A 25,666-nucleotide genomic window follows, 5' to 3' on the forward strand; every position below is an offset into this window, starting at 1 on the left:
CATGACAACCACCGTCCTTCTGGTTGGCCACGGTTCGCGTAATCAGGCCGGTAACGATGAAATTCAAGCATTTCAACAACAGTGGCAAGCCCAACACCCCGATTGGCGCATCGAATTGTGCTACATCGAACTGGCCGACGTGCTGCTGGATGAAGGACTCAGCCGCGCCGCGCAAGGCTCGGAGCGGGTGATCGTGGTGCCGCTGATCATCAGCGCAGCTGGGCATGTGAAGATGGAGATTCCCGAGCATATAGAGGCCGCCCGCGAACGATTCCCCGGCGTCGAATTCATCTACGCGCCACATCTGGGCAGCAACGAAACCCTGCTGGCCATTCTGCAAAAACAGCTCAAAACCGCACTCAAATCTCTGGCGATGCCTGATCCGAAAACCACCGGCGTGATCATATTAGGCCGTGGCTCCTCCGACAAAGTGGCCAACGGCGAACTGGCAAAACTGGCGCGCTGGCTGTTCGAGGCCACCGAGCATGAACTGGTCGACATTGCCTTTACCGGCATTACCCATCCGCGCCTGGAAACCGCCGTGCAACGCCAAGTGCGACTGGGCATGACGCAGATTGCGATTTTGCCGTATTACCTGTTTACCGGCCTGCTGATTGAGCGTATTGCCAAACAGGTTGAGCGTTTGCAAAGCCAATATCCGCAGATTGCATTCGGTGCCGGTACTTATTTTGGTTTCGACCCGGCGATTTTTAAATTGCTGGATCAACGTGTTACTGAAGCCTGCGACCCGGTCGCGCCAAAAATGCTGGAATGCGATGGCTGCCAGTACCGTGAACACGCTGAACACCACCATCATCACTGAGCCGCCATGAGCCAAAATAGCCAGACCGAACAACTCACCCAGGCTGGGCAACAGATCGAGCACGATTCTTTTGCCATCGTCGACCGCGAAGTCGGCGAGCACTATTATTCCGATGACCAATGGCAAGTGGTGCGACGCATGATTCACGCCACCGCCGATTTTGAATTCAATGGCCTGACCGAGTTTTCCGCGCAGGCGGTTGAAGGCGGTATTCAAGCGATTTTAAACGGTGCGCCAATCATCGCCGACGTGGAAATGATTTGTGTCGGCCTGTCGCAGCCGCGTCTGGCGCACTTTGGCATTAGCGCCCGCCAGTTTATCGCCGACGCGGATGTCATAGCCGCGGCCAAACAAGTCAATAGCACCCGCGCGGTGCAAGCTATGCGAAAAGCGCAGCGCCTGAGTTTAATCGATGGAGGCATCGTCGCCGTCGGCAACGCCCCCACCGCCTTGCTGGAAGTGTTGCGGATGATCAAGGAAGACGGCATCAAACCGGCGCTGATCGTCGGCATGCCGGTCGGTTTTGTTTCTGCTGCCGAATCCAAGGATTTACTCGCCGAATTACACGATCTGCCCTGGATCATCACCCGCGGCCGCAAGGGTGGCTCGACACTGGTGGTGGCGGCCATACATGCCTTGCTGAGTCTGGCGGAAACCCGGCAGAAAGACGCCTGACAACATGGCAATGCCCGAACGCAAACCCAAAGGTACCCGTAAGGGTTACACCACCGGCGCCTGTTCGGCGGCAGCGGCGCGGGCGGCCGTGCAGGGTTTGCTGAATGGTCGCGTGCCGGACACTATCGACTGCGTGCTGCCCAATGGACAAGACGTGGCGTTCAAAGTCGAAGAAAGCTTCGTACAGAACGATAGAGCACATGCTGTCATTGAAAAAGATGCCGGTGACGATCCGGATTGTACCCATCACGCTCGGCTGACGGCGGATGTGATTTGGATAGAACAACCGGACACTATCGTATTGCAAGGTGGCGAAGGCATCGGCCAGATCACCCGTCCCGGTTTGGGGCTTGAGGTTGGCGGCCCGGCCATCAATCCGGTTCCGCGCAAAAATATCGAAGATAACATCCGCTTGATCGCCGGCGAAGCCTTAAAAACCAGAGGCTTTCAGGTGACCCTCTCCGTACCGGGCGGCGAAGAGATGGCAAAAAAAACCCTGAACTATCGTTTGGGCATCATCGGCGGCATTTCGATTTTAGGCACCACCGGCATCGTGCATCCGTATTCCACGGCGGCGTTTCGGGCCAGCGTGGTGCAAGGCGTGGAAGTGGCGGCCAATCAGGGTCAGGCTAGCGTGGTGCTGACCACCGGCGGCCGCACCGAGAAATTCGTGATGCGCGAATTGCCCGAGCTGGATGAAAGCTGTTTCGTGCAAATGGGCGACTTTCTAACACCCGCACTGGACGCCGCCGCTCGTTGCGGGATTCGGAACATCATCATCGGCGGCATGGTCGGCAAGCTGACCAAAATGGCCCAGGGTGAAATCATTACTCATGCCGGTCGCGCCCCAGTCGATGTGGAACTGGTCGCCGATATTGCCCGAAGCATCGGTGCGCCGGACGATGTGTGCGACGCCATCGCCGCCCAGGAAACCGCTCGCTACGCCTCCGAATGCATGGCCGAGTTGGGGTTGGAATACGAATTTCATGTCGAACTGGCTAACCGAGTCATCGCCACCTTGGAAAACCGTTATCCCGGCCGTTTTCACATCAGTGTTCTGGTGTGTGATTTCGATGGCAACAAACTGGCCGAAGCCGGAAGGAATTGATCATGCAAGCGATGTGCAGTTTTATCGGCGTACTCGACAACGGCGTCGCCAGCCTGAGCCAGGAGGCCTTGCAGGTATTACGCGAAGCCAAGCATGTCATCGCCGGTAGCCGTCTGCTGGCAACGCTGGCTGATGACATCATTGAAGCTAGACACTACGACTTAACCGGGCAACTCAAACAAGTGCCGGACTGGATCAATGCCGCGTTGGCACGCAATGAAGCGGTCGCGGTACTGGCCACTGGTGACCCCTTGTGTCACGGCATCGCCGGGTTTCTGGCCGGCAAACTGGAATCCAGCCGTGTGCGTATCCTGCCCAATCTGAGCACCCTGCAATTGGCCTTTGCCGAGTTGAAATTGTCTTGGCAAGCCGCCGCTATCGCTTCGATCCACAGTAAGGATGCCGGTGAATGGCTGCGCGGGGCCACGCCGGAGCATGGCTTGTACGAATTGGCTCAGCGCTGCCGCCAACACGATTTGCTGGCGATATTGACCAGCCCGGACAACACCCCGGCGCGTATCGCCCGCTTATTGCAAATCGAAGGCTTGGCCGATGTGTTCGAAATGGCGATTGCCGAAGCCCTAAAGCAACCGGAACAGCGCGTCAGCGCCTGGCTGACCATCGCTGAGGTGGCCCAAAACAGCTATCGAGATCCCAACGTAGTCATTCTGAAACGCAAAGCGGCTGTGCCCGCACCGGTACTGTTCGGGGTCAGCGACGACAGCTTTCAGCAGCGCAAGCCTGAAAAAGGTCTGATCACCAAACGCGAAGTGAGGGCGGTATCGCTTGCCCGCATGCAGCTGACAAGAAGCAGTATTGTCTGGGACATCGGCGCCGGCTCCGGCTCGGTGGGTCTGGAGGCCGCGCGCTTGTGTCCGGACGGGCATGTATTTGCCATCGAAAAAAACGCCGATGATATTGCTAATGTGGAACAGAATCAGGCTTCCTGGGGCATCAACAATTACAGCTTCGTGCAGGGCAAGGCGCCGCAATTTCTCGACACCTGGCGCGATCCGGATGCGGTATTCATCGGCGGTTCCGGCGGGGAATTGGCCGAACTGATCGCCTTGTGTTTAGGGCGTTTGCGCCCGGCGGGTTGGCTGGTGATGAATTTCGTCACGCTGGAGAACCTGTCCACCGCCGTCGAGACCCTGAAACAGCTCGGCGCAGACTGGGACGTCTGCCAGATTCAAGCTTCCCGTAGTAGCCCGATTCTGGCCATGCATCGCATGCAGGCCGAAAATCCAGTGTGGATCGTATCGGCCACTCATCCTTTACAGCCCAAAACCTGCGGTCAAGATGAACACTAAACTCGGCACCCTCTACGGCGTTTCCCTTGGTCCAGGCGATCCTGGGCTCATTACTCGCCGCGCCTGGGATTTACTGACCGGTCCGGGCCATTGGACTTATCCGGTGCGCAAAAAAAACAGCGACAGTTATGCCTTGGACATAGCCTTGCGCGCCGGCCTGGAACTGCGTGCCGAACATAGCGAGCTGCATTTTCCGATGACTCACGATGCCGAGATTCTGGCCCGTTACTGGCTGGATGCAGCACAAACCGTGTTGGCAATATTACAACGCGGCGAGGATGTGTTGTTTCTGGTGGAGGGCGATGCATCAACCTATTCCACCTTCGGCCATTTGCAACGCAGTGTTCGTGCCTTACAGCCGGAAGTTACAGTCGAAGTAGTGCCGGGGGTGTCGTCATTTCATGCCGCTGCGGCGCGCAGTGGCGAACCGTTGGCGGATGTCGATGACACCATCGCCATAGTACCGGCGGGATATGGTATCGCGCAGATCGAGCGCATGCTGAGCGACTTCGATACCTTGGTGTTGCTCAAGGTCAAACCGCTGCTGGACGACATCATCGATCTGTTGCGCCGCCGCGATTTGCTGGCTCATGGCTGGTTCGTGGAAAAAGCCGGGGCGCCGGAAGAACGCATGGTGCACGACATCGCCAGCCTTGAGGGGCAAAAGGTCAATTATCTGTCGTTACTGATCATCAAAAACCCAGGCCGTCAGCGCAGCGAAATGCAACGCGGTTGCCGCAAGAAAAAGGACTCAATCGATGAATGAAGTGCGTGTCGCGCTGGTGGCGATTACCAAACACGGCGCCGGGATTGCCACTCGCCTGGCGCCACAACTCCCCGAAGCGGAGGTGGTGGTGTCGGAGAAACAAGCCAAGCATTTGGGTGATTTTGCCAATCCGCGCCGGGTCTATCAGGGGGCATTGAGCGCGCAAATCGGTGAGTTGTTCGCATCCTACGACCAAATTATTTTTCTGGTGTCGCTGGGTGCGGTGGTACGGCTGATTGCGCCGCATCTTAAATCCAAGGATGAAGATCCCGGTGTGCTGGTGATAGACGATGCCGCCGAATTCGTGATTCCGGTGCTATCCGGCCATGTCGGCGGTGCCAATGCTTATGCCCAAAAAGTCGCCGCGTTGCTAAATGCCACGCCGGTGCTGACCACCGCATCGGATGTGGGCAAAACCATTCCGGTGGACATTTTGGGCCGCGAACTGGGCTGGCAAGTGGAAGCCCCTAAGATTAACATCACGCGTGTGTCAGCGGACGTGGTCAATCAACTGCCGATTGCCTTCGTGCAAGAAGCCGGTAGTTCAAATTGGTGGACGCGGCCATCGCCGTTACCGGCCAATATTCATCTGTTCCAGCGCTTTGAGGACGTCAACACTGAACAATACCGGTCGATTCTATGGGTCACACACCGGGCAATCGATCCGGCTGTTTGGCAACAACTGGCTGAGCGACTGGTGGTGTATAGGCCGCCCAGGGATCAAGCGTAAGCGTATGAAAGTCATGATTGGCATGGGTTGCGACCGCAATGCCAGCCTGGAAACCTTACGGCAAGCCTTGGCTCAGGCTTTGTGGCAATGCGGGCTGGACGTGTCAGCGGTAGCCGGTTTGGCCAGCATCGACAAAAAAAACGACGAAGCAGCCCTGTTACAACTGGCCCAACTACACCGTTGGCCGCTGTATTTTTACCCGGCTGAGGCATTGGCCAGCATCCCGGTACTGAATCCATCCGAGGTGGTCATGAAATACATGGGTACACCGGCGGTGGCGGAAGCGGCGGCACTGAAAGCGGCCAATGCCGAGCTGACGAATTTACTGGTCGAGAAACATAAATATTGCGGTGTGGACGGCAAGAACGCCACCGTTTCGATAGCGAGAATTAAATGACAAAAGCAGGCAAAATTTTACTGGTGGGTATCGGCCCCGGCGCGCATGAGCACATGACTGCTCGCGCTCGCCAAGCGATTGCGGAAGCGGATGTGGTGATTGGTTACAGCACCTACATCAAACTGGTGCAAGACTTGCTCGATGGCAAGGAAGTCATCAAAAAAGGCATGACCGAAGAACTGGATCGTAGTATCGAAGCTTATGAACATGCCAAGCAGGGCAAGATCGTCGCTATGGTGTCGTCCGGCGACATCGGCGTTTACGGCATGGCCGGACCCACTTATGAACTGCTGCTGGACAGTGGTTGGACGCCGGATGATCCGATTCAGGTGGAAGTGGTGCCCGGTAGTACCGCGTTGTCGAGTTGCGCATCCCTGGTCGGGGCGCCGCTGACCCATGATTTTTGTTCGATCTCGCTGTCCGACTTGTTGACGCCCTGGCCGGTGATCGCCCGCCGCCTGGAAAGCGCTGCGCGCGGGGATTTCGTGGTGGCTTTGTATAACCCGAAAAGCGGTCGCCGCACGCAGCATATCGTCGAAGCGCAAACTATATTGCTGCGTCATCGTAGCCCGGACACGCCGGTTGCCATCGTTAAATCCGGTTATCGTGCTCGGCAACACATCCAGCTTGTTCGCTTGGTGGAGATGGCCGATTGCGACATCGGCATGTTGACCACGGTCTTGGTCGGCAACAGCAGCACCTTCGTCCGTGCAGGGTTGATGGTGACGCCGCGCGGCTATGCCAATAAATATGACGCCATGACCGGCGAAACCCGCGCAGGCGAACAGGCAGGTCGTTCGCTGAGCATGGGCTTGGAGGGCTGGAAAGGTTGTGTGCGGCAATATTTGCGCGACACGCCCAAGGTGACATTGCAACAGGCCGCAGCATACTTCGCGCAACCGCTGGCGGACATTCTCGATGCCGTCAGCCAGTCCACGCCGGGCGACCAAGCCGGCCTGTTCTGCGCGCAACGGGCAATCCCGGACAGCCATAATCGTTTGCTGGAATCATTCCAGGCTTGGGGCAAATTACGCGCCGTGGTGCGCAGCGAAGCGGGCGCCGTAGCGGAATTGCTGATCAACGCTGCCGATTTGCAAAGCAAAAACGGCTGGATGAGTATCGTCAACGACGCTTTTCATTTTCACATCGACTGGCGCAAGGCCCAGCAGATCTGGTTTGTGAGCCGACAGAATCAAGCCTATGGCATTCAGGTACTCGATCAACACGGCGACGCCTTATTCAACTTATGGTTAGTCGCTGACGAAGCAGGCTTCGACAGCACAGCCCTACAACATTACCGCGATGACCGAGCGCAATTTAGCGCCCCAACTGTTCTGGAACCTACCCACCATGACTGATAACATCATCCCCATGCCGGAAAAACCCAAAATGGGTGACTACAAACGCCACTTGCTGGTGTGTACCGGCCCCCGCTGCACCGAAAATGGCGAAGCGCAGGCCTTGTTCGAAACCCTGGGGGAGAAATTTAAAGCGGCCGGCATTGATAAAGGCGAACTCAGGGTTAAGCGCACCCGCACCCACTGTTTCGCCACCTGCAAATCCGGCCCCATCCTATGCGTGCAACCCGATGGTATCTGGTATTACAACGTCAATGAAACCAATTTACAGCGCATCATTGATGAGCATTTGGTGGGCGGTCGACCTGTCGAAGAGCTGATTTATCATCAAAGTACTTGCTCGGTTCCATAGCAGTAAAACAAAGCGTTATGGATTATTTTCCTCTTTTCTTAAAAGTTAAAGACCAAACGTGTTTGGTGGTAGGCGCTGGCGAAATTGCGGCGCGAAAAATTGAATTACTGCTCCGGGCTGGAGCCAACATCGTCGTTGTTGCTATGGAAATTGGTAGCGCGGTAGCCGCTATGCAACAGTCAAATCAAATCGTTATCCGTCAAAAAGCATTTACGCATGAGGATATCGACGGCATGGGACTCGTGGTTTCCGCTACCAATTGCCGCTCCACGAATGTAGAGATCTCCAAGTTGGCGAATCAGCGGAAAATCCCCGTTAATGTGGTTGATGATCCGGCGTTATGTTCCTTTATATTCCCGGCCATTATTGATCGTTCGCCCCTACTTGTCGCCATATCCTCAAGTGGTGTATCGCCCGTATTAACGCGACTTTTACGGGCTAGGGTGGAAAGTGCCATTCCGGCATCGTTTGGCCTGTTGGTGCAATTGGCTGAAAAATTCAAATTATTGGTCAAACAACGCATTCCACAACCGAGTCAGCGTAGAGTTTTCTGGGAAAAGATTTTACAAGGGCCTGTGGCTGAATTAGTTTTTGTAGGCAAGCAGAGCGAAGCGGAAGAACTGCTGCGGTCGCAGCTGCAGCAGCCTGACCCTACAGTAAATGAGGGTGAAGTGTATTTAATAGGTGCCGGTCCTGGCGACCCCGATTTATTAACGTTTAAAGCCTTGCGTCTGCTGCAGCAGGCAGACGTTATTGTTTATGACAGGCTGGTTTCTATAGAAGTGCTCGATATGGCCCGACGAGACGCCGAGAAAATCTATGTCGGCAAACAGAGGGATAACCATAGCCTACCGCAGGAGTCGATTAATCAACTGTTAATTGATTTAGCCCTGGCCGGCAAACGGGTAGCCCGATTAAAGGGGGGCGATCCTTTTATCTTTGGTCGTGGGGGTGAAGAAATCGAGTCCTTTATACAACTAGGGATCAGCTTTCAGGTTGTGCCTGGCATTACTGCAGCGGCAGGCTGTGCCAGCTATGCGGGCATTCCGCTGACCCATCGCGATCATGCTCAATCCTGCACATTTGTCACCGGCCACTTAAAAGACGGCAGTATCAATCTCGACTGGCAGCAATTATCTCGTCCCAATCAAACCATTGTGATTTATATGGGACTGGCTGAATTGGCAACCATCTGCCGATCGCTGATCGAGTACGGTTGTCCGGCCAATCACCCCATTGCCGTCATTCAGGAAGGCACGACCCGAAACCAGCGGGTTTTAACCGGAACAATAGCGGATATGCCCAGTCGTGTGGAACAGGCCGAGATGACGCCGCCGACGCTGATTATTATCGGTTCGGTAGTTACACTTCATCAACAATTGGACTGGTTTCAGCGTTCGGACTAATTCACAAGTGGAGGTTAGCATTACCCGAAACTGAGGCTTTTTGGTAAACAGTCTCATTAGGATTAGTTCTGTGGCACAATAAAAAATTATTAAAACGAGCCAATCAACAGACGATAGCGGGTTTATGTTCAAGAACTGACGAAAATCAACCTCGGAGGCGGTGGAGCGGATTTGCATCCAGGTTCCCAGGGCGGTTCGCGATTGTTGCCAGAGATTGGAAATCCCCCACGAGCGTTTCAGATTGTGGAACAAGGGTTCTATCCACCAGCGACGGGCGTAAAACTCGACCATCGCTTCGATCTGACAGTTCGGTTTCAGTCACCAACAACAGGCGCGGCTTTGCCCAGGATTGTTTTTTGTCGTCGTAAAACTCGCACCAGCCGGCCCGCACCTGTGCTCCTTTCAGGAAGCGGGCCAAGGCTAGCGCCGAACGTATTCGCAGTTTTTGCCGTTTGCCATAGATGGTCAGCGACAACTCAATCGCCGGCAAGGTGGTGATCGCCTCCGCCGTCAGGCGTTGGCCATACTTCCGCGGTCGGCCACGACCAGACCTGCCGGACATGTCGGGCGGCAAAAACAAGGCGGGATCGATGCGGGCTTGGGTAATGACCTGGATGCCACGGCTGAGCAACGGCAAAACCAAACGACCGCGCATGAACTATGAGTCGCATAACAACCGTGTCGGCACCGTCAGTGTTGGTGCCAAGACCCGCAGCAAGGCTAATGCGAGGGGCAGCTTGTTACGACTGCCGGTGTCTGACACCAAACGCGAAAAAATCTGCAGCACCAACTTAGCCTTGTTGTGACCCAAGACGCTGACGCTAAGCGTCACCCAACATTGTGCCTGCACGAAATCAGGGCGACTGGTTTTGTGCGCATGATCGTGGCGCACCGCCAGTGTATCGTCGATCACCAAGTTCAGGGTTTGCACCGGCAACACTAGGCAGGCGCGCAGCAATCTGATGAAGTTCGCCCGCGAACGCGGCGGCACGACGGGAAGCAAGGCGGAAATCCATTGGGACAGAAAATGGCTACTACGCAGAGAAAAGGACATGAAGCGAACCCGGAGCAAATAAATGCTCCATGGGCCGCCACTCGACAGTCTATCAATGGGTCGTCGAGTGGCGGCCGCGCGGGTTAGGTACTATATTAACTACTTTTTTACGCTACGTGAAAAAGCCATGCACAAAAAAGCCGCCGACCCTAATGGATCTGGCGGCTGAATGTCTAAAGTTGATTTTTCACTATACATGAATGGAGCTTTAATTTGATTTCATTTGCGGTGATGAAGGAGAGCGCATTATTCGGCTGGATAATGCGCTAATATAAAAGTGACTTAGCTACCTATCAGTTGCAGGTGTTTGTGCTTGAACGGATTGAGCCGCTGGATACGCCATTACCGAAGCCAGTTTACCTTGCTGATCCAACTCCACCACGAATGCTTTACCGTACAGTGCAGGACAGCCGCAAAAATCCGGTAACAAGCGTTGCATGGCATTGGCCGGATCGCTGGCGGTATTGGCCACCACAAAGGCGATGAAGGCATCCGAATCGCTTTCAAAGGTCGATTCCTGAAATTCATCGTATTCGCTTCTGAAGCTGGCCATTTGTTGCAACACCTGATCCGAGCAATCGCCCTTGGGCACAATGATGTCATCAGCGTTTTCCTGGCCTTGGTAGCAAGCTTCATCTGTGATTTCAACAAGATCCTGTCCAAGCCGGATTCGGTAAGCCTCGCAAAAACGCACGTAGACCCAACACCAATCACCTTGGAATTGAGCCTGATGGCTTTCATTGACCGTTTCTATTACCAGTTCTTCATCATTGAGATGCCGAACCAGTGAATGAAGCCAATGGTCTTCATCCAACGTACCGTGGTAGAGCAAATAATCCCGACTCCAGGCAAACATAAAACGCGCAGCGCCGTCTTGCTTGATGTCATCATCAATCGAGACGATACCGCGAGCCGCTATGTCTGCACGAGTCATGGCTTTTTCCGGTCGCTGCTCAAAGCTACCAAAAACTTCGGTATCGCAAACTGGATAAGCAATGATTTCGCGCAAGGCTTCTGGCGGTACTACTGGCACATCGTTGAGTAGCTTCAACAGCTCCCAATGCCGCAGTATTTCATAAAAACCTACGAAATCTTCCGCAGACTGAGTGGCTTTCATCTGGATAAGCCGCTGTTCGATGGTTTGCGCCAGAACGGCTTTAACCAGTTTGATGACATCTGCTTCATCCACCAATTTGTCACGATCCGGCAAGCGGGCGTGAAAACGAGAAGAGTCCAGATGAATAATATGGCGATGCGATGTGTAGCTATGCGAAGAATAAATGGGCAAACCTTGCAGATAAATATCGAACTCATATTGCGCCCCATTGGGTTGGTCCATACCATGCAGATAGATTGCGCCAATCTCGGTTTCCACAAAGGTCAATCCGCAATCCAGCGCGCATGAGCGTTCAAGTAATTGATCGTTGAACAGCACTGGAATGGGGAAACCGAGTACCAAACGCTTTAGAGTCGTGGTAATTTGCCTCATGTCCATATCCACATCCTGCAAGGTAGTGTGATGCCGTTCCAATCTTGGACTGGTGTGATCGTCACCGGCTTAAATGCCAAAATGTGGTCGGTTTCGACGTCAATCGAGCCACTTTTACTAATGACGCTGATTTTCCGACAGGCAAACAGTGCCGATAAAAATCCGATTCCAAACGGATGGTCATGGGCAACCACGTCTGCATCCCAACCGGATTCGGCGACTGTCAGTAGTGTTGCAATCGAGTCGATGCCGCAGCCATCATCCAAAACCTGTAGCGTTTTGGTTTCAGAACAATAGTTAATCACCACCATGGCGGCATGGGCCCGGCGAGCATTTTGGATGAGCTCGCCGAGCACCGTGGTTTTGTTGGTGAAACTGAAGCGTAGACTTTTGACCAAGTTGGCTTGGTTCACTTTCATCGCGACTTCGTTAGTTTGTGTTTTCATGTGTTATATCCGGGTATAAAAAAAGCCCCGAGAACATGAAACAGACTACCCCCTTGGGGAGAACTGTTCATCTCCCCAAGGCGGGTGATACTGGGTTGACCAGTGATTATGTAAGCGTATTGCTTGAGGTTTTGTGCCCTGGCTATGAAGCTAAGGCCAAATTACTGTCAGGCAGACCATCCCAGTCCAATTGTCGGACACAGCCTTGATCGTTATCCAACAAGCTGTCGGGATCGATGCCTCGGCTGGCCAACACGCTGCTCATCGCCTGGGTTAACAGACGCTGGCCTTGTTCCCGTTCCGACGCGCCGCCGTGGTTGATGGCCCAATAGGGATTGAAACGGTAATTCCGACCCTCCAGTTTGGATTGCTTTTTCACTTCGGCATGAAACGCCTTATCGAAGCGTTCCGCTTGTTCGAACTGCTGCCAGAAACCTTGTCCGGCTTGCGTATCCACAGGCGGCAACCAGCGGCGCTGGCGACCGACCCAACGGTTCATCCGATCGATCAAGATTTTGCTTTTCGGAAAAAAGTGGATGGTGCCAACGCCCGGATAATAGCGAACGTCAAAATAACTTCCACCGATCCGTTGCCCGACCCGAAGCGCGTGAAAATGCTGCCGAAACACCGACACCAAACTGACCTTGGCTTCGGTCTTACCATCGAGCAAGGCAAACACCTTGTCGAAGTCGGCCAGCAGCCGTTCCGACTCCCAGTTCAAACCGTTTTGGTAAGAGCTGACACCATGGCCCGGCAGAATGAAGCGCGTGGTCTTGATCCGCATACCCAACGTGCGATGTTTATCATTGGATTTCCAGCCCATGTAAAACACCGCGTTATCGCTGTAATAGCGGGTGATCAAATCAAACACATCGCACACCATGCTCAGTTGAATTTCACCTTGCTGATCGATGATGCCCTGCAAAAAGCCGTAGATATTCGGCACGGTAAATTCCAAGGACTTGACCGTTTCAAAATCCGACTCCAAGCGTTTCTGCGCCGTCGTTGACAAGCGCGACGTCACCTGCGTAGAGCGTAAAATGCTGGCCCAGGCCCGATTCTTCAGATCGTGATAGCGTTTGAACAGCATCCGCTTGACCGCATCCGATGACGAGTCGTCTTCACTGCCGATACCTCCACCGCTTAGTTCGCCGAGCGTTTTACCCAGCATGGACCGATAGCGGCTGGCACGGGCTTCACTGACCACGCCCTGTCGCGCTGCTTCGACCGCTGCATTGAACATCAACACCGCGTTATCGATGAAGGCATTCGGCAAGGCCAACTCATGTGGCAGTTGAAACTCGCCCACTAAATCGTCGGCCTCCCGCCTATCCTGGCGCAAATCGTCCAGAATATTGCCGAGGATGTCCTGTTCGAACGTCGAAGTTTTTTTCAACCAGACCAGGGCCACGTCGACCGGCGTTTTGCGTTCGGCATCCTCGCCGGCGAACATTTCTTGCAGAAACTCGACCTCGCCGTGCTGCTCGATCAACCGTAATAACAACTGGCGTTCTTTCGAAAACGGATTGCGCACGGTTTCGGCATTGAGAATGGCGACGATTTCACCGTCGAATAAAATCTCCCAAGCCTTCAACACGTGTTTGGCGCCTTCGGCAAACGGCGGATTCATGATGATGTGCGAATAGACACTGCCGCTTTGAAACTGCAGAAAATCCATCCCCACCACCGCGTAGCCTTCATCGCGCAGAACCGCATGTTTGCGGATATCGATTTCAATGCAATCGATCGGCAAACGTTTACCGTACTGGTATGGCCCTGGACGAAGCAAATGTCCTTCGCCTGCTGAAGGCTCTAATACCCGAGCGAATTGCTGGTTCTTGAACATCGCCCAAGCTTTACGGCTCAATGCTTCTGGCGTGGGGTAATATTGATAAGGGTCTGTCATGGTGTACTCCAAAGAATCCCCTGACGACCGATTTATCCCTGGCGGGATAGAATCATCCCGCAGGGGTAAAATAAAAAATCTCGGTTTAACCGAGTGTCGAAATCAAACGGCGCCTCAGATCAACGCAAATCGTTTGCCTTGAATGAAGTCCTGATACTGCCGGGCTTCGGTTTTTACTTTGAACCGGGCATGCACGACACCGTCGATCCAGATTTCCCAAGGCAAGCGGTTAAGCTCGCCTTTCACCAGTTCTACTGTGCCAACCCGAAAATCATCGTGTTGGTAAAGTACCTGGCGGGGACTGTCTACACGAACGATGCAGTGATCCAGTAATGCCGGACCGCCGATGTCACCGGGTTCGATCAATAGCGGCACTTTGATGGTGCCAGTTGACCTACCAATCCAGCCAATGACATCGTGCTCATCAAGCCAGGACTGACCGGTGATTGGATCGCCGTAATACAACCGGATTTTGCGTTGGCTATGGCAAAGTTGTTCCAACAGCTCGACTACTGGTTTCGGTGTATCTGCGTGATAACAGGTGCCCGACGGCAAACGCTGATATTGGATGCGATGACCCGTGCCGAAAGTGTGCTCAAAGATTTGTGTCATGATGTTGTCCTCAAAAAAAACGGAAACATCACGAATCCCCAGTGGGAATAGGACATTCCCGTTTTGGTGGATAAAATTGAGCGCCGCATCGAATGACTTGGCTAACTCAGGCTTTTACGAAATGCGCGTCTGAACAACGCGCGCTATTTAGGATTTGTTTTCCAGGGCTGTTTTTCCCAAGGCTTGCAATGCCACAGGAATCAACGGATCCAGATTTTCCCAGTCGACACTACCGCCGTTGGCTTTGCCTTGTTGATAGGCTTCAACCAATCCCCGGCAAACCCGCATGGCCGCTTGCTCTTTCTTCAATTGCCGTACCGAATGATCCGGTTCCGGCCATTGTTCAACTGCAACGCATTCCCAGAGCAGGCTTTCGTCGCCTGATTCATGGTATTCATCGGACAATAACGGCATGGCGACAGTGTCATCCCAAATAGTGGCATCGTTGAATGCCTGTTCGGCAATTTGTTGTGCCGCTTCGGGACTATCCGCTGTTATGCCTACCGAAACGCGATGGACATAATCAATTTCATACGAAACAACAAAGAGTCGATTCATGCCTTTCGCCGGTACCTTGGCTAAGGAGGGGGCTTCGACCGGCGAGCCGGTTTCCGCCGATCCACAATCGATCAATGAGCTTTCATAAGGCTCGATCTCCTTGTTGCAGTGCGGGCAGCGATCGTTACAGGCGCAATCCCATTCATCCTCCCATTCGGTTTGGCAGTAGGGACAACGGTAATGATTCAGATAGCGAACCGTGCTGGTTTCCGCCTGGATTGCGCTAACGTTTGGCTGAGTGATTAATGTCATGGTCATTTCCTCCAAAAAATCGCAGGAACGACCACCCGGCAGGATGGGGTTCCCGCAGGGTTAAAATCGCTGGTCAAAGCCAAAAATTGGCCCATGCAGCGGGGTTGAATTCACACAAAAATCGGTATATTGTGGCTAAAACTCATTAAAAAGCAGAGAAATAGCCATGTTTGACGATATTTTGCGCATTTTTGATTTCCTCAGTCCAAAGCAGACTGAGAGCACGCAACCAGTACGAAAATCGATGGCAATACCACTCGATCCCAGACTGAATGCGTTAAATCTTTGCAAAACCATTTTGACCAAGTTGGATGCCGCGGAAGCCGATGTTTTGCAAAACATCAACGATCCGAAGCGAGCCTGGGAGTTGTTGAGCAACATCCGACAATTGCGACGGGAAACCTTTGAGGATATCCAATCGCTGTTGCCGGAGGGCTTTCGTTTCGACGAACCCAAGGTTGACTTGGCTAAGCCGGTACGCACCGTGATGACGCAAAACGGCGCGACGCTTGCGGTATTCAATGGCGGACAGACTCACTGACCGGCACCGATAAACCATTTCCTTTCAGAGCAGCCCGTAGTTGGGAGACCTGATGCGGAATTTTTTGGGTTGCTGCGTCAGTGACCGCAACCGACTGCTTTTTCGAGCGCCGAGGCTTTTTCATCTCGGGCTCGGGACTGTCGATCACTGGTTTGATCTTCAATAATTCCCGTTCCAGCTTAGCGATTTGAATATTCGCCTCATAGATCTCGATGGTTTTTAACTTAGCCTGTAATTGCGCTTCCAGTCGAACAGCCTCACGATTGACACCGTGATTGCGCGTCTGAATTTCCTGGCGCACCGAATCTGACATCGCCAACCAATCCACTTCATGACGGAACTGGGGCAAGATCACCGGTAATCGGTTTCGGGCTAGGCGCTTTGCACGATGGCTGTGAAACGTTTGAGACGCATGTTTCAATGCGCCCAGCAGTTGCAAAGCTGTTGCCCAAATCACCCGCAAGGCGAGGATAAACATAGCCAGTAGGATGATGCCGAAAATAAAGTTCATTGAAGTTCCCCTTTGAAAATTTAAGAAAACACTTCGAATGAACAGCGCCCAGTCGGGCGATGGTCGCCCGAAGTGGGATGAATTGCAGACAATTTGCCAGGGCAAACTGCGATTAACATCGGGCTTAACGCACCCGACACGATCACGGCTTAACGTGCTCGCCGTCTAAAGACGGAACGCCGACCGAAGTCGGATTCAGCATTCTTTGAAAAGAACGCATGAAATGTCTGTTTGTCGAATGGGCTCCAGGAAGTGAGTACATTCGACAAACTAAGGCTGAAATCAGCTACCCATAGCCACAATCCAAGGCATTAAGCCAAGGATTGGGCTACGGATAATTGACTGGCCGAGATTTAAGCCGCCAACAACACCGCTTTCGAGAGTTCGAACAATTGTGCTCTCAGCTCTGATAGATCGTTAATGGTGATGGCAATCGGGAATAGATGACTGACATCCAGTCCCAAACCAATGCCCACCGTTTCGATACCGCTGTCCCGGCAGCGCTGCAAAATATCCAGCGTGCTCAGCGTATCGTTGGGTTGACCATCGGTCATAACCATCAGCACTTTGCGCGGTTCTCGACAACGCAATAGCGACGCAGCACCAAACCAAATCGCTTCGGTCATCGGCGTACTGCCGGTGGCTGCCAGCGAAAAGGCACCGGTGCGGACATTCACCCGTTGACCATGCTCCAGCAACTGGAACACCGAATCATCCTGATGCCCGGGAAACGCAGTGACGCCAGGATTAACCCCCGGAATACCTTCAAAGGCCAACGCCAGCGCCAAAGTGGCTTCCAACGCAATCGGCATTCGCGATCCATTCGGTTGTCCTTGGCTATCGGTCACCTGATAACCCATGCTTTCGGATTTATCCAGTAACAGATGAATCGCGGTATTGGGTGCTGCTTTGACCTGCTTACGCTGAAACACCTTGGTTTCGCCAAGCGGCAAGCGGTGTAAGCGCTTGCCATCCATCCGCCGTCCACGACAGGCGTGTTGCGAGCGGTTGAGGTTTTGCGATTGCACCAAGCCTTGCAAGGCGGCGCGGATTTTCCCCGATTCGCTTTGCACCTTACGGAGCAAAAATGCACCGGCTCGATCGTCCATAGGCGGCTCATTACCGCTCGGCATCAGCAATTCCGATACATTTTCGGAGGCTAACGACAACGCCGATTTCAGCGATTCAAACAGGTCTTGGTCGATGTCACTGTCACCAGCGGACAACAAGGTTTGCAAAACGCCCATTGGGTCGGTCATCTCCGTGTTATCTTCGTCATCACCTTGCGAGTTGGCTGAAGAACTACCGGATGGTGTTGTCGGTTCATCGTCAGGATTTCCTGGATTCGATGCATCATTACCATCAGATTCTGAAGACTGATCGTCGTCAGTGTCGGTCGGTAAACGTTCATCTTGTTCCGTTGAATCCGAAAGCTCCGAATCGGCTAAGGCAGCATCTTGATCTGCATCATCCGATTCAGGCGACGTGTCCTCATCTGCCGATTGCTTGGCCTGATTGCGCTGCCGTTGTTGCTCGAACTCCTGCTCAATCATGGTCAGGATGCGATCAGTCAATTTCAGGCAATCGGATTCCGATTGCAAACCCTCCGGGACTTCGGACAACAAGCCTTTCAAACGTGTCACAGCGCCGGTTGGGAACGTTGCCTTCAAAGCGGTTTCAGTTGCTTCGACCAACGGCCGTAACGACGACTGACCCAATACCCTGGCACGCAAGCTTTTCAAGACAAAGCTGTACAGAATATTGGCCGGATGGTCGTCGATACGGCTGGCGACAAAGTCGCCTTTGGCAATCATCTTTTCAATTACCGTGCGAATCGTCAGCCGAGTTCCCGGAAAATCCTTGGCCAGTTCATACTCGATGCGGACATCTTCAATCGCGTTGCAAAGCCGACGGCGTAATACTGAATTACAGTAGCGCAGAGTAAAGTCCGAATAACGAATGTGAGCCGCTTCGTGGGCCAACAGCCCCCAGGCCACATCCTGATATTCCGCATCGTCACCGTCATAAGCCGGCAACTGAATGGATTTGCCATCGGTATAGGCTTGATTCCCACCGACACTGACTTTGACGCCAAAGCGGTTGCCGATGGCGGCCGCCACGATGGGGAATGCGTTGTGTAAGGTTCTATTTTTCATGGTGTGCTCCAAATGTTAGGGGCGCACCATGACCCCAGCGGGACATGGTTTGCCCCAGTGGGTGAATGGTTAAATGGCGTCAGATCAGAACCAGTAGTCCTGGTCGGAATCGTCCGCTTCCTCATCGTCTCCTACCGTCACCGTTGCCGGTTCCGCTGCGTGGTTCGGATCAGGGTCTTCTTCGGTACTGTGACCGGTTTCCAGATCGGACGGATGCTTATCCAGCAAGACGTCCAACGCCCAGTCATCCGTAGTCGATTCCGCATCGATTGCATCATCAAAGATGCCGTCAAACAGATCGGTAAAATCCGGAACGTCTTGAGCTACCTCAGTGATGAAGGAGGACGGACAAGCAGACAACATGGATGTTTCCGGCTCCTCTGAATGGAGGTTTTCTTCAACATCATCACCGGTCTGGATCGCCGGCGCTTGCACCGCCAACAAACCTTCACCGTGCCGCCGGGTTTTATCCGGATCGGCCAGCAACATCGCCGTGGCTAGGATTTCCTGCAGCAAACCGCCTTCGATCGATCCCCGAGTCGGAATTTTGCCCAGCAAGTTGTCGATGGTCGCCACCACTGGCGCCACCCGATGATCCAGAAAACTCAAACCATCGAGTTTGTCGCGGATGCGTTTGATCGGCCTGAGCGCGTTGCGGGTGACTTGTTCCTTGCCCAGTAAAGATTGCTCGACCAGCAAGTTGGCGTCCACCGCAATTTCATGGAACATCTGCTCACTCAACGAACCGATTTTGCTTTCCAGGCGTTCGACTTCCTGTTTCGGCAACTGTTCTGGTAACGCCACGGATACCACCAGGTAATCGAACGCCAAGCGGGTGGCGACCAAGGCCACCGAGTCGATGGCTTTCTCGATGATGCTGGCAAATTCCGGATGTTTGACCATCCAGTCTTGGACCGCCGCATCGTAGCCATCCAAAAACTCGGCCCGCGCCTGAGCAAAGTCCCCGGCAATCCGGTCCAGTTCCGTCGTGACCAGCGCCGCTGCTGCGACTGGTACGATAAACCCGCCCAGAAACCGAGTGCCGACGCGTAAACAAATGCGTTCGGCTTCCTTTTTCAACCGGTTGAATACCGATAGACGGTCCGGATCGAGCAAGCGCTTCGAGCCCAAACTGGCCAAATCCTCAGGCGGCAACTTGCTGCCATCGGCCAGGACCAGATCCTCTTTGTTGAGCTTTTTACGCGCGCCGTAAATCGTGGCGTCGACTTTGATCAAGACCACTTGGTCCAGAATAAGTTGAGTTTGTGTCATGTGAACCTCCTAGGGAAGAAGGCACACCGACCCCATGGGGCAAATGGCCCCTTCCGGGTGAATGTTAAAAAATCTGCAACGAACCGTTCGCTACAGGAGTCAAGGCTTGGCTTTTGGCTAATCAAAACCAGTGATCAGTTTGATCGGCCATGGCCAACGCCAGATCGAGCCGGGGTTTCAACAGGCCCAAGTTTTCCGCCAGCGGCCTTATGGCTTCGACGTCGGTCTTGAACAGCGCCAAGACCTCGGTTTCGGCTTTCAGATCCGCAGACACGTCGCGCCCGCTTTCAGTGGCAATGCCGACCGAAACGCCGGGAAATGCCGCATGCTTCAAGGCCATCAACCATAACCAAGGCAACACCCCGTGTTCGAGGTGGATTTGCCCGCTGAGGTCGAAGGCTTCATCGCCCAGACTGGCATCGATCAACCGTTGCCAACCGGACCAGTCGCTTGCAGTCAGTCCTTGGGCCTGAGACCAGGCCTCCAGATTGCCCAGCCAGCACCGTAACGCGATACCCATGTCGAGCAAGGTAGCGTGTCCAGCGCGACAATCGATATGCCAATACAGTTTGTCGATCGGAGCCGACGGATTTTCACTAGGCATAGGTGAAGCATCAGCCATCGGTGCGGACCGGGGTAACCGGATGTTGCCTTCGCTATCGATCTCGACTTCGCCGACAAATACATAGCCCTTGGCCTGTTTTTGCCGTTCGATATCGTGCTGGCGTATTCCTGATCGTGTGTTGATACTTGGCAGACGAGAAGCCGTTTTGCCCCAACGGGTCGAGATCGAGCCGTCGGCATTCGTCGTGATGGCCCAGTCTTTGGAACTGCCATCGCTGTAGCGATAACGGAATAAACTCCATACGGCCATGACTACACCGCCCAATCGTCACCGAACACATCCTTGGCGATGCGATGAATCGCTTCGCGTTCGGCGGGTTCGGCTCTGAAGGTCAAGGCACGATCCAGCGAATACGCCAAGGCATTGGGCGCACTTTTGAAGGTGGCCACCAACGATGCCCAGCGCACTAAGCCGCGCGTCGATAAGGTCACCGACAACATGCCGCCACCATCCGCACCGCCGATGAAGACTTTACGAATCTGGTTGGCGACCTTGATCATGCTTTCCCTTACCGATTCAGGCATGGTCGGCACCACATCCGCCAGCAGTTTCATCTCGTCCTCGGGCTCGGGGTAACCGACTTCCATCAAACGAAACCTGTCTAAAAACGCCAAGTTTTGCCTTAACACCCCTTGATACAATCCCGACTGATCACCCGATCCGGCACTATTACCGGTAGCGACCAAACGAAACTTGGGATGTGGGACAATCACGTCGCCGGTCTGCGGAATCGATAGAGGCTTCCCTTCGACGATTTCATTCAAGCCAATCAGCTCGGCTGGATCGATGGCATCGATTTCGTTGATCAATAACACATGACCCAGGCGCACTGCCAGGGTCAACGGACCATCGACCCACTTCATCGCGCCGCCGTCGACTAACATGTACTGACCGAGCAGATCGTTGAGTTCCAATCGACCGTGACCGGGAACCGCATTTACACCCCAATTGAGACGTGCCGCAACTTGTTCTAACAATGAGGTTTTTCCTGAACCGGTGGGACCGGTCAGGTATAAGCCATCGCCGTTATGCGCGCCTAAAAACGCCAACACGTCACGTAAGTGATCCTTACGAAACACATAGGGCTTGATGGTCGGTACATAGGGGTTATTGGTCGGGGCAAAACCTTCCACTTTCATGGATGCCGGGGCCTGAATGCCGAAGGTGTCGGCAATGGAATATTGTTGATACATGGTGAGCTCCTTGAGGACTAGCCTCAGAAAACAAGGGGCACACCGCCCCGAGGGGTGATGAGCCCCAACGGGTGAATAAAGCCCTGGCATGCCAGGACGGATTAAAAAATCAACGTAGCTGCATGACGCAGTACATCGCCCATTCGGCGCGGGCCAACAGCTCCCGATCCATCAGGCGCAGGATGCGCTGAATGTCGCTTCTCAAACCGGGGTCCGAGATTTGACGATGCATTTCAAGCAGCAACCGTTTTTTGGCTTGGATGTCGTTGCTATGGGCAACGTTCAGCCAGCCATGCAAGGTTTTCCAAAAGTCTTGATTCATAATGACCTCCTTCAAAAGTGAAAAGGGGTCACCGGTTCCCGCAAGGGTGATGAACCCCAACGGGACAAACTAAACACACCAGGCTTGACGCACCTGGCACACGAGGCAAACGCTCATGCCGCTTAACAACGGAACGCCGGTCGAAACCGGATTCGGGATTCCACGAAGGGAATACCTGAACGATGCGGGTTTTGGGTTGGACTTTTTTAAAATCCCAGCCTAAAACCGACATGCCTAAACTAAAGGATTCCATGAGGTGTCCGGCGTCAACTCTCTTAATCGATCGTCTTCAATGAACACCCCGTAACCACTAGGGTTACAGGATGTCTTGAAACGAACCCTCAAAACCAAAAGTCCGCACCCGCCAGGTCTTTCAGGGCTTGTGCATCGAACGGCACTTCGGCATGTTTGCCGTCGTCATCCCGGCAGGTCACGCGAACTCGAGTGGCCGAGGGTTTTCGGTAAACTTCCAGTGCTGCAGCCTGAACATCCGGTTGCAAGGCTTGCAGTGCAGCCTTGTAATCGATGGCACCCTGGCTTTGAAACCGGCTGATACGTAACCCGGAATGCTCCGCGGCCACGTAATCACCCATTAGCAACACCAACGTGTTTTCAATGCGCGACTGCTCATCTTCCAACTGGTTGATTTGGCTTTTCAGGTCCTGGATAGTCAACGCTCGTTGCCGATACGTGGCCGCCAGTTGTTGCCATTGCTGTTCTGCTTCGCCGTTCGGCAAATACAAATCGCGCTCGGGATCCTTGGGAGGTTCCTTTTTCGATTTGACCGCCAACCAGAAATCCATCGCGGACTCGACCAGCTCAGTGAGAAAGCGCTCATCGCGTTGAATCTCGAACTCGATGTCCTGGCCTTGGTGGTAGAAAAACAAAAAGCCACGCCCAGCATCGGCGACCAGCAATTGCTGTTGCACCTGACACCAATACAACTGATAGGCCGCCGAGGTTTCCCGATTCAACAGCACATCCAAGAACGTGGTCTCATGCGGACATTTGATTTCCACGGGTTCATTCGCGTCGGACAAGCCGTCGAACGAAGCCCGCATCAAGGGAAACTGCTCCGACTCGCCGCACAGCGGCAACAACATCAGATCGTGTTTATCCTCGAAGCGTTGCAAAGCCTCGGGCTCTTGCTGGATGCCGGCGAGGATCAACGGGTTGTTGTCCAGACTGGCTTCCAGCACCAGGCCGATTTTCTCCGCCCACAACCTCCACGGGGTTTTGTACGGCGAACGATTCATGACGATGGCCGCTTCGCTGGCACTGATGCCTTGTAAGCGCCACTGCCGCCAGGCGTCCGAACGCTGAGAAACGTCGATGACCTTCATCGCGAAAATCCGGTCAACTGCACCTGGCAACCGAAGCGCACGGTCTCAATGCCTAGCTTGTGCAACTGGGTCTGGCAGCGTCGGGCCCAATAGCCATCGCCGAACAGCAACAGCAGTTCGTCTTGAGCCGGTAGACACACGCCGCCAAAACTCTCGGCCAGTGTCGTCAGTTCCGGTTGGCTCAATAGACGGGGATCGGGTTCACCGGGCTGGGGTCGCCACAGGCGTTCCAGAAAGCCCCGGCCGTGACGGCGTAATACCGTGGGGGAATCGTAACGTTGCCAATCGGTATGACAGGGCACGCGGTTCAATGATTGATCGTTTGTGTTCATGACCTCTCCTGATAAGTGAAGAGCGTCATGTCCGACCCCGTGGGCGAATCATGACGCCCTCGTGGGTGGTTTGGGAATGTTGGGTAGCCGCGTATTAGGCCGCGTTACCCAAGGTTTGACGGGCCTGATTCATGGCCATGTCTTTCGCGGACAAAGGTGGCATGCCGGCACTGTTGGTCTGGCTCAAGGTCGGTGTTGCCTTGGGTTCGACTTGCGATACCTTATCCAGCTCGGCCAAAGCAAACGTCAGATCTATGCCTCTGAACTTCTGGTGGGCATAGTCGTAGGCCGCTTTCCAGGCACCTGCCGCCGCAGTCCGTCTAACCAACTCAGCGACGGCTTTTTGTACCTTGGGATGGATTTGTGAAAAATCGACCACGTGCGGTTTAGGCTCGGATGCCCCGGTAAACCGATCATCAGCAGGATCAACATGGGTTTCCCAATGCGTCGCCTCGCCATCGATCACGGTACCGTCGGTGATGTCGTCGAGCGTTTTGCCATCCATTTCCTCGGCGGCATAGCCGCATTCCTCCGGAAAGGCAGCTCGCAAAGACGCCGCTTTACCGCATTTGGCCAATTGCCCCTTAGGCCTTTTGATCCACATCGCGGTCGGCACTTGCGAGTTTTTACCGCCGGCCGTGCTGTAGGCTTCCAGCCAATACACTTCCTCGGTAAAGGCGCAACGTTTACCGCCGACGATCCGGTACACGGTGACCGCCACCCATTCGGGAAAGGTCATGGTGACACTGGATTCCTGCCATTGCTCGTTGTCGTCCTTGTAGCGGCCGGTAAAGGTTTTGGTGACATCAGGCCCCCAAACGGGTCTGTCCATGCCAGCCCAAACGCCGGTTCTGGACGCGGTCGTCTGGATTTCCATGATGGACGGCCAGACGGTTTCGACATTGCGTCCAAGAGCGGCACTCCACATTGGCACGATATGCACCGGCTTTTTGAAGATGTCGAGCTTGCGGGCCTTGCAATAATCCAGAGCCATCAGAATGGCTTCCGGGGTTTTGGCGGTTGGGAAGGTCACTTCCGTCAGTACTTTCCAGGACTGCTCCGATAGACCGTAGCTCTGTTGCACAACGGCCGGCATTGGCAAATCACGGGTTTTGGGTAAGGTGTTGCGGTTGTTTTGGCTCATGGTGGGTCTCCTTCAATAAAAAAAGGGAACGCCATTGCCCGCCGGGGAATGGAATTCCCCTTGGGGTTGAAATACCGAAGCCTGAAAAGGATCGGCGGTGTAAACGTTAAACCAACGAACGCCAATAATCGGCGCGACTAGGTTTAATGGATGGGCATATCGCTATATTCGTCATCCCAGTCGGCGTCCTCAGGGGCCGCTGGCGATGATGACGAACTGTTGGCGACTGCCGATGCGTTAGGGCGATCCAGCATCTGCAATTCAAAGGCGGCGATTTCGGTTCGGTACCGCTTGTCATGTGCTTGGCCCCATTGCTGGGTACGCAAACGACCTTCGATGTAGATCTGGCTGCCCTTATGCAAGTACTGCTCGGCGGTATCGGCGAGTTTTTTGAAAAACACCACTCGATGCCATTCGGTCCGCTCCTGTTTGCCGTTTTTAGGATCGTTCCAGATTTCACTGGTTGCCAAACGGACGGCGACGACTTTGCCGCCGTTATTGGGCATAAAGCGAACATCCGGATCGGCGCCGAGCCGGCCCAGCAAGATGACTTTGTTCACGCCGCGATTGGCCATGATGACATTCCTCCTGTCGGCCGCGCCCGACTCAACGATAACAATACCCAGCGGCGCGGCGATGGGCATGCCGGAACGCCGAACCCCTACTGGGAATCGAGACGCCCGGCAGGGTAAACAATAAAATCTCACATCAGGCTTGACGCACCTGACACGCCGATGGACAACCACCGTCGCCGCTCAAAAGCGGAACGCCGACCGAAGTCGGATCAAGGCGATCATGAAAGACCAGCCGAGAAAGTTTGGGAAGAAGCGAAAGGCCGATGGCCAACCGATTCCGTTGGCGGGTATTGAAGCAGAATTATTTTGAAGAGCTTTTGCAGCTGACGCCGAATTCGCCATCAGCTGCGGACAGGTTAAAAAAAATCTGGCTTACGATCACTGCCCATTCGTCCATATCAGGAAACAGT

General features: G+C 54.0%; 28 protein-coding genes. 11 read left to right on the plus strand and 17 right to left on the minus strand.

Annotated features, from left to right (window positions below; genetic code table 11):
• Position 1 precedes the first annotated feature (1 nt).
• The 10 genes from A1355_RS14545 to cysG are packed head-to-tail and all read left to right on the plus strand — an operon-like array spanning position 2 to position 8,925.
• On the plus strand, positions 2-823 hold the full coding sequence (locus tag A1355_RS14545; protein WP_197471814.1) for a sirohydrochlorin chelatase: 822 nt from the start codon (positions 2-4) through the stop codon (positions 821-823).
• 6 nt (positions 824-829) lie between these two features.
• Complete coding sequence (locus A1355_RS14550) at positions 830-1,498, plus strand: precorrin-8X methylmutase (protein WP_064029377.1); 669 nt, start codon at positions 830-832, stop codon at positions 1,496-1,498.
• A 4-nt stretch (positions 1,499-1,502) separates the two neighbouring features.
• Entirely contained in the window at positions 1,503-2,606 is a 1,104-nt protein-coding gene (locus A1355_RS14555) for a cobalt-precorrin-5B (C(1))-methyltransferase (RefSeq protein ID WP_231883678.1), read from the plus strand.
• A 2-nt stretch (positions 2,607-2,608) separates the two neighbouring features.
• Positions 2,609-3,916: a bifunctional cobalt-precorrin-7 (C(5))-methyltransferase/cobalt-precorrin-6B (C(15))-methyltransferase gene (locus A1355_RS14560; RefSeq protein WP_064029379.1), complete on the plus strand. Its 1,308-nt coding sequence runs from the start codon at positions 2,609-2,611 to the stop codon at positions 3,914-3,916.
• On the plus strand, positions 3,906-4,682 hold the full coding sequence (gene cobI, locus A1355_RS14565) for a precorrin-2 C(20)-methyltransferase (protein ID WP_064029381.1): 777 nt from the start codon (positions 3,906-3,908) through the stop codon (positions 4,680-4,682). The genes A1355_RS14560 and cobI overlap by 11 nt, the downstream gene beginning before the upstream one ends.
• On the plus strand, positions 4,675-5,412 hold the full coding sequence (locus A1355_RS14570) for a cobalamin biosynthesis central domain-containing protein (RefSeq protein ID WP_064029383.1): 738 nt from the start codon (positions 4,675-4,677) through the stop codon (positions 5,410-5,412). Before cobI ends, A1355_RS14570 begins: the two co-directional genes overlap by 8 nt.
• Positions 5,413-5,416: 4 nt before the next feature.
• Positions 5,417-5,809, plus strand: coding sequence for a cobalamin biosynthesis protein (locus A1355_RS14575; protein ID WP_064029385.1), 393 nt, complete (start codon positions 5,417-5,419; stop codon positions 5,807-5,809).
• Positions 5,806-7,167: a precorrin-3B C(17)-methyltransferase gene (cobJ, locus tag A1355_RS14580; RefSeq protein WP_064029386.1), complete on the plus strand. Its 1,362-nt coding sequence runs from the start codon at positions 5,806-5,808 to the stop codon at positions 7,165-7,167. Before A1355_RS14575 ends, cobJ begins: the two co-directional genes overlap by 4 nt.
• Complete coding sequence (locus tag A1355_RS14585; protein WP_064029388.1) at positions 7,160-7,519, plus strand: (2Fe-2S) ferredoxin domain-containing protein; 360 nt, start codon at positions 7,160-7,162, stop codon at positions 7,517-7,519. Before cobJ ends, A1355_RS14585 begins: the two co-directional genes overlap by 8 nt.
• Before the next feature lie 17 nt (positions 7,520-7,536).
• Entirely contained in the window at positions 7,537-8,925 is a 1,389-nt protein-coding gene (gene cysG / locus A1355_RS14590; RefSeq protein ID WP_064029579.1) for a siroheme synthase CysG, read from the plus strand.
• A 145-nt stretch (positions 8,926-9,070) separates the two neighbouring features.
• On the opposite strand, the gene A1355_RS14595 is transcribed toward cysG, so the two are convergent.
• From A1355_RS14595 to A1355_RS14625, 7 genes are all read right to left on the minus strand, one after another.
• Complete coding sequence (locus A1355_RS14595) at positions 9,071-9,580, minus strand: hypothetical protein (RefSeq protein WP_064029390.1); 510 nt, start codon at positions 9,578-9,580, stop codon at positions 9,071-9,073.
• Between the two features lie 3 nt (positions 9,581-9,583).
• Positions 9,584-9,979: a hypothetical protein gene (locus A1355_RS14600; protein WP_064029392.1), complete on the minus strand. Its 396-nt coding sequence runs from the start codon at positions 9,977-9,979 to the stop codon at positions 9,584-9,586.
• Between the two features lie 286 nt (positions 9,980-10,265).
• Positions 10,266-11,468: a hypothetical protein gene (locus A1355_RS14605; protein WP_082885561.1), complete on the minus strand. Its 1,203-nt coding sequence runs from the start codon at positions 11,466-11,468 to the stop codon at positions 10,266-10,268.
• Positions 11,465-11,914, minus strand: coding sequence for an ATP-binding protein (locus A1355_RS14610; RefSeq protein ID WP_064029396.1), 450 nt, complete (start codon positions 11,912-11,914; stop codon positions 11,465-11,467). Before A1355_RS14610 ends, A1355_RS14605 begins: the two co-directional genes overlap by 4 nt.
• A gap of 142 nt (positions 11,915-12,056) precedes the next feature.
• Positions 12,057-13,820, minus strand: coding sequence for a DUF4942 domain-containing protein (locus A1355_RS14615; RefSeq protein WP_064029398.1), 1,764 nt, complete (start codon positions 13,818-13,820; stop codon positions 12,057-12,059).
• A 114-nt stretch (positions 13,821-13,934) separates the two neighbouring features.
• Positions 13,935-14,432, minus strand: a complete 498-nt coding sequence (locus A1355_RS14620; RefSeq protein WP_064029400.1) for a hypothetical protein — start codon at positions 14,430-14,432, stop codon at positions 13,935-13,937.
• Positions 14,433-14,579: 147 nt separating this feature from the next.
• Positions 14,580-15,248, minus strand: a complete 669-nt coding sequence (locus tag A1355_RS14625; RefSeq protein ID WP_231883682.1) for a hypothetical protein — start codon at positions 15,246-15,248, stop codon at positions 14,580-14,582.
• Positions 15,249-15,486: 238 nt separating this feature from the next.
• Between A1355_RS14625 and A1355_RS14630 the strand changes: the two genes are divergently transcribed.
• Positions 15,487-15,783 (plus strand): hypothetical protein, encoded by a 297-nt coding sequence (locus tag A1355_RS14630; RefSeq protein WP_231883679.1) that lies wholly within the window; start codon positions 15,487-15,489, stop codon positions 15,781-15,783.
• Here A1355_RS14630 and A1355_RS14635 read toward each other — a convergent pair.
• The 10 genes from A1355_RS14635 to ssb all read right to left on the minus strand — a co-directional run bounded on the left by A1355_RS14635 (position 15,761) and on the right by ssb (position 25,325).
• Positions 15,761-16,294 (minus strand): hypothetical protein, encoded by a 534-nt coding sequence (locus A1355_RS14635; protein WP_064029404.1) that lies wholly within the window; start codon positions 16,292-16,294, stop codon positions 15,761-15,763. The two genes, A1355_RS14630 and A1355_RS14635, sit on opposite strands and share 23 nt — an antisense overlap.
• Before the next feature lie 353 nt (positions 16,295-16,647).
• A complete protein-coding gene (locus tag A1355_RS14640; RefSeq protein WP_064029406.1) occupies positions 16,648-18,450 on the minus strand; it encodes a VWA domain-containing protein in 1,803 nt (600 codons plus the stop codon).
• A gap of 84 nt (positions 18,451-18,534) precedes the next feature.
• Positions 18,535-19,722 (minus strand): DUF3150 domain-containing protein, encoded by a 1,188-nt coding sequence (locus tag A1355_RS14645; protein ID WP_064029408.1) that lies wholly within the window; start codon positions 19,720-19,722, stop codon positions 18,535-18,537.
• Between the two features lie 121 nt (positions 19,723-19,843).
• On the minus strand, positions 19,844-20,596 hold the full coding sequence (locus A1355_RS14650; protein WP_064029410.1) for a hypothetical protein: 753 nt from the start codon (positions 20,594-20,596) through the stop codon (positions 19,844-19,846).
• Between the two features lie 2 nt (positions 20,597-20,598).
• Positions 20,599-21,540, minus strand: coding sequence for an AAA family ATPase (locus A1355_RS14655; protein WP_064029412.1), 942 nt, complete (start codon positions 21,538-21,540; stop codon positions 20,599-20,601).
• Positions 21,541-21,649: 109 nt separating this feature from the next.
• Positions 21,650-21,862 (minus strand): hypothetical protein, encoded by a 213-nt coding sequence (locus tag A1355_RS14660; RefSeq protein WP_064029414.1) that lies wholly within the window; start codon positions 21,860-21,862, stop codon positions 21,650-21,652.
• A 341-nt stretch (positions 21,863-22,203) separates the two neighbouring features.
• Positions 22,204-23,205, minus strand: coding sequence for a YqaJ viral recombinase family protein (locus tag A1355_RS14665; protein ID WP_064029416.1), 1,002 nt, complete (start codon positions 23,203-23,205; stop codon positions 22,204-22,206).
• A complete protein-coding gene (locus tag A1355_RS14670) occupies positions 23,202-23,537 on the minus strand; it encodes a hypothetical protein (protein ID WP_064029418.1) in 336 nt (111 codons plus the stop codon). Before A1355_RS14670 ends, A1355_RS14665 begins: the two co-directional genes overlap by 4 nt.
• 94 nt (positions 23,538-23,631) lie before the next feature.
• Positions 23,632-24,681 (minus strand): phage recombination protein Bet, encoded by a 1,050-nt coding sequence (bet, locus tag A1355_RS14675; protein WP_064029420.1) that lies wholly within the window; start codon positions 24,679-24,681, stop codon positions 23,632-23,634.
• A gap of 143 nt (positions 24,682-24,824) precedes the next feature.
• On the minus strand, positions 24,825-25,325 hold the full coding sequence (gene ssb / locus A1355_RS14680; protein WP_064029422.1) for a single-stranded DNA-binding protein: 501 nt from the start codon (positions 25,323-25,325) through the stop codon (positions 24,825-24,827).
• Between the last annotated feature and the right edge of the window lie 341 nt (positions 25,326-25,666).

The organism is Methylomonas koyamae, from assembly GCF_001644025.1.
Lineage (GTDB): Bacteria > Pseudomonadota > Gammaproteobacteria > Methylococcales > Methylomonadaceae > Methylomonas > Methylomonas koyamae_A.

Bases quoted from the DNA above. Each gene is read 5' to 3' on its own strand.
- A1355_RS14545 (WP_197471814.1), top strand. From the start codon at position 2: ATGACAACCACCGTCCTTCTGGTTGGCCACGGTTCGCGTAATCAGGCC.
- A1355_RS14550 (WP_064029377.1), top strand. From the start codon at position 830: ATGAGCCAAAATAGCCAGACCGAACAACTCACCCAGGCTGGGCAACAG.
- A1355_RS14555 (WP_231883678.1), top strand. From the start codon at position 1,503: ATGGCAATGCCCGAACGCAAACCCAAAGGTACCCGTAAGGGTTACACC.
- A1355_RS14560 (WP_064029379.1), top strand. From the start codon at position 2,609: ATGCAAGCGATGTGCAGTTTTATCGGCGTACTCGACAACGGCGTCGCC.
- cobI (WP_064029381.1), top strand. From the start codon at position 3,906: ATGAACACTAAACTCGGCACCCTCTACGGCGTTTCCCTTGGTCCAGGC.
- A1355_RS14570 (WP_064029383.1), top strand. From the start codon at position 4,675: ATGAATGAAGTGCGTGTCGCGCTGGTGGCGATTACCAAACACGGCGCC.
- A1355_RS14575 (WP_064029385.1), top strand. From the start codon at position 5,417: ATGAAAGTCATGATTGGCATGGGTTGCGACCGCAATGCCAGCCTGGAA.
- cobJ (WP_064029386.1), top strand. From the start codon at position 5,806: ATGACAAAAGCAGGCAAAATTTTACTGGTGGGTATCGGCCCCGGCGCG.
- A1355_RS14585 (WP_064029388.1), top strand. From the start codon at position 7,160: ATGACTGATAACATCATCCCCATGCCGGAAAAACCCAAAATGGGTGAC.
- cysG (WP_064029579.1), top strand. From the start codon at position 7,537: ATGGATTATTTTCCTCTTTTCTTAAAAGTTAAAGACCAAACGTGTTTG.
- A1355_RS14595 (WP_064029390.1), bottom strand. From the start codon at position 9,580: ATGCGCGGTCGTTTGGTTTTGCCGTTGCTCAGCCGTGGCATCCAGGTC.
- A1355_RS14600 (WP_064029392.1), bottom strand. From the start codon at position 9,979: ATGTCCTTTTCTCTGCGTAGTAGCCATTTTCTGTCCCAATGGATTTCC.
- A1355_RS14605 (WP_082885561.1), bottom strand. From the start codon at position 11,468: ATGAGGCAAATTACCACGACTCTAAAGCGTTTGGTACTCGGTTTCCCC.
- A1355_RS14610 (WP_064029396.1), bottom strand. From the start codon at position 11,914: ATGAAAACACAAACTAACGAAGTCGCGATGAAAGTGAACCAAGCCAAC.
- A1355_RS14615 (WP_064029398.1), bottom strand. From the start codon at position 13,820: ATGACAGACCCTTATCAATATTACCCCACGCCAGAAGCATTGAGCCGT.
- A1355_RS14620 (WP_064029400.1), bottom strand. From the start codon at position 14,432: ATGACACAAATCTTTGAGCACACTTTCGGCACGGGTCATCGCATCCAA.
- A1355_RS14625 (WP_231883682.1), bottom strand. From the start codon at position 15,248: ATGACCATGACATTAATCACTCAGCCAAACGTTAGCGCAATCCAGGCG.
- A1355_RS14630 (WP_231883679.1), top strand. From the start codon at position 15,487: ATGGCAATACCACTCGATCCCAGACTGAATGCGTTAAATCTTTGCAAA.
- A1355_RS14635 (WP_064029404.1), bottom strand. From the start codon at position 16,294: ATGAACTTTATTTTCGGCATCATCCTACTGGCTATGTTTATCCTCGCC.
- A1355_RS14640 (WP_064029406.1), bottom strand. From the start codon at position 18,450: ATGAAAAATAGAACCTTACACAACGCATTCCCCATCGTGGCGGCCGCC.
- A1355_RS14645 (WP_064029408.1), bottom strand. From the start codon at position 19,722: ATGACACAAACTCAACTTATTCTGGACCAAGTGGTCTTGATCAAAGTC.
- A1355_RS14650 (WP_064029410.1), bottom strand. From the start codon at position 20,596: ATGGCCGTATGGAGTTTATTCCGTTATCGCTACAGCGATGGCAGTTCC.
- A1355_RS14655 (WP_064029412.1), bottom strand. From the start codon at position 21,540: ATGTATCAACAATATTCCATTGCCGACACCTTCGGCATTCAGGCCCCG.
- A1355_RS14660 (WP_064029414.1), bottom strand. From the start codon at position 21,862: ATGAATCAAGACTTTTGGAAAACCTTGCATGGCTGGCTGAACGTTGCC.
- A1355_RS14665 (WP_064029416.1), bottom strand. From the start codon at position 23,205: ATGAAGGTCATCGACGTTTCTCAGCGTTCGGACGCCTGGCGGCAGTGG.
- A1355_RS14670 (WP_064029418.1), bottom strand. From the start codon at position 23,537: ATGAACACAAACGATCAATCATTGAACCGCGTGCCCTGTCATACCGAT.
- bet (WP_064029420.1), bottom strand. From the start codon at position 24,681: ATGAGCCAAAACAACCGCAACACCTTACCCAAAACCCGTGATTTGCCA.
- ssb (WP_064029422.1), bottom strand. From the start codon at position 25,325: ATGCCCATCGCCGCGCCGCTGGGTATTGTTATCGTTGAGTCGGGCGCG.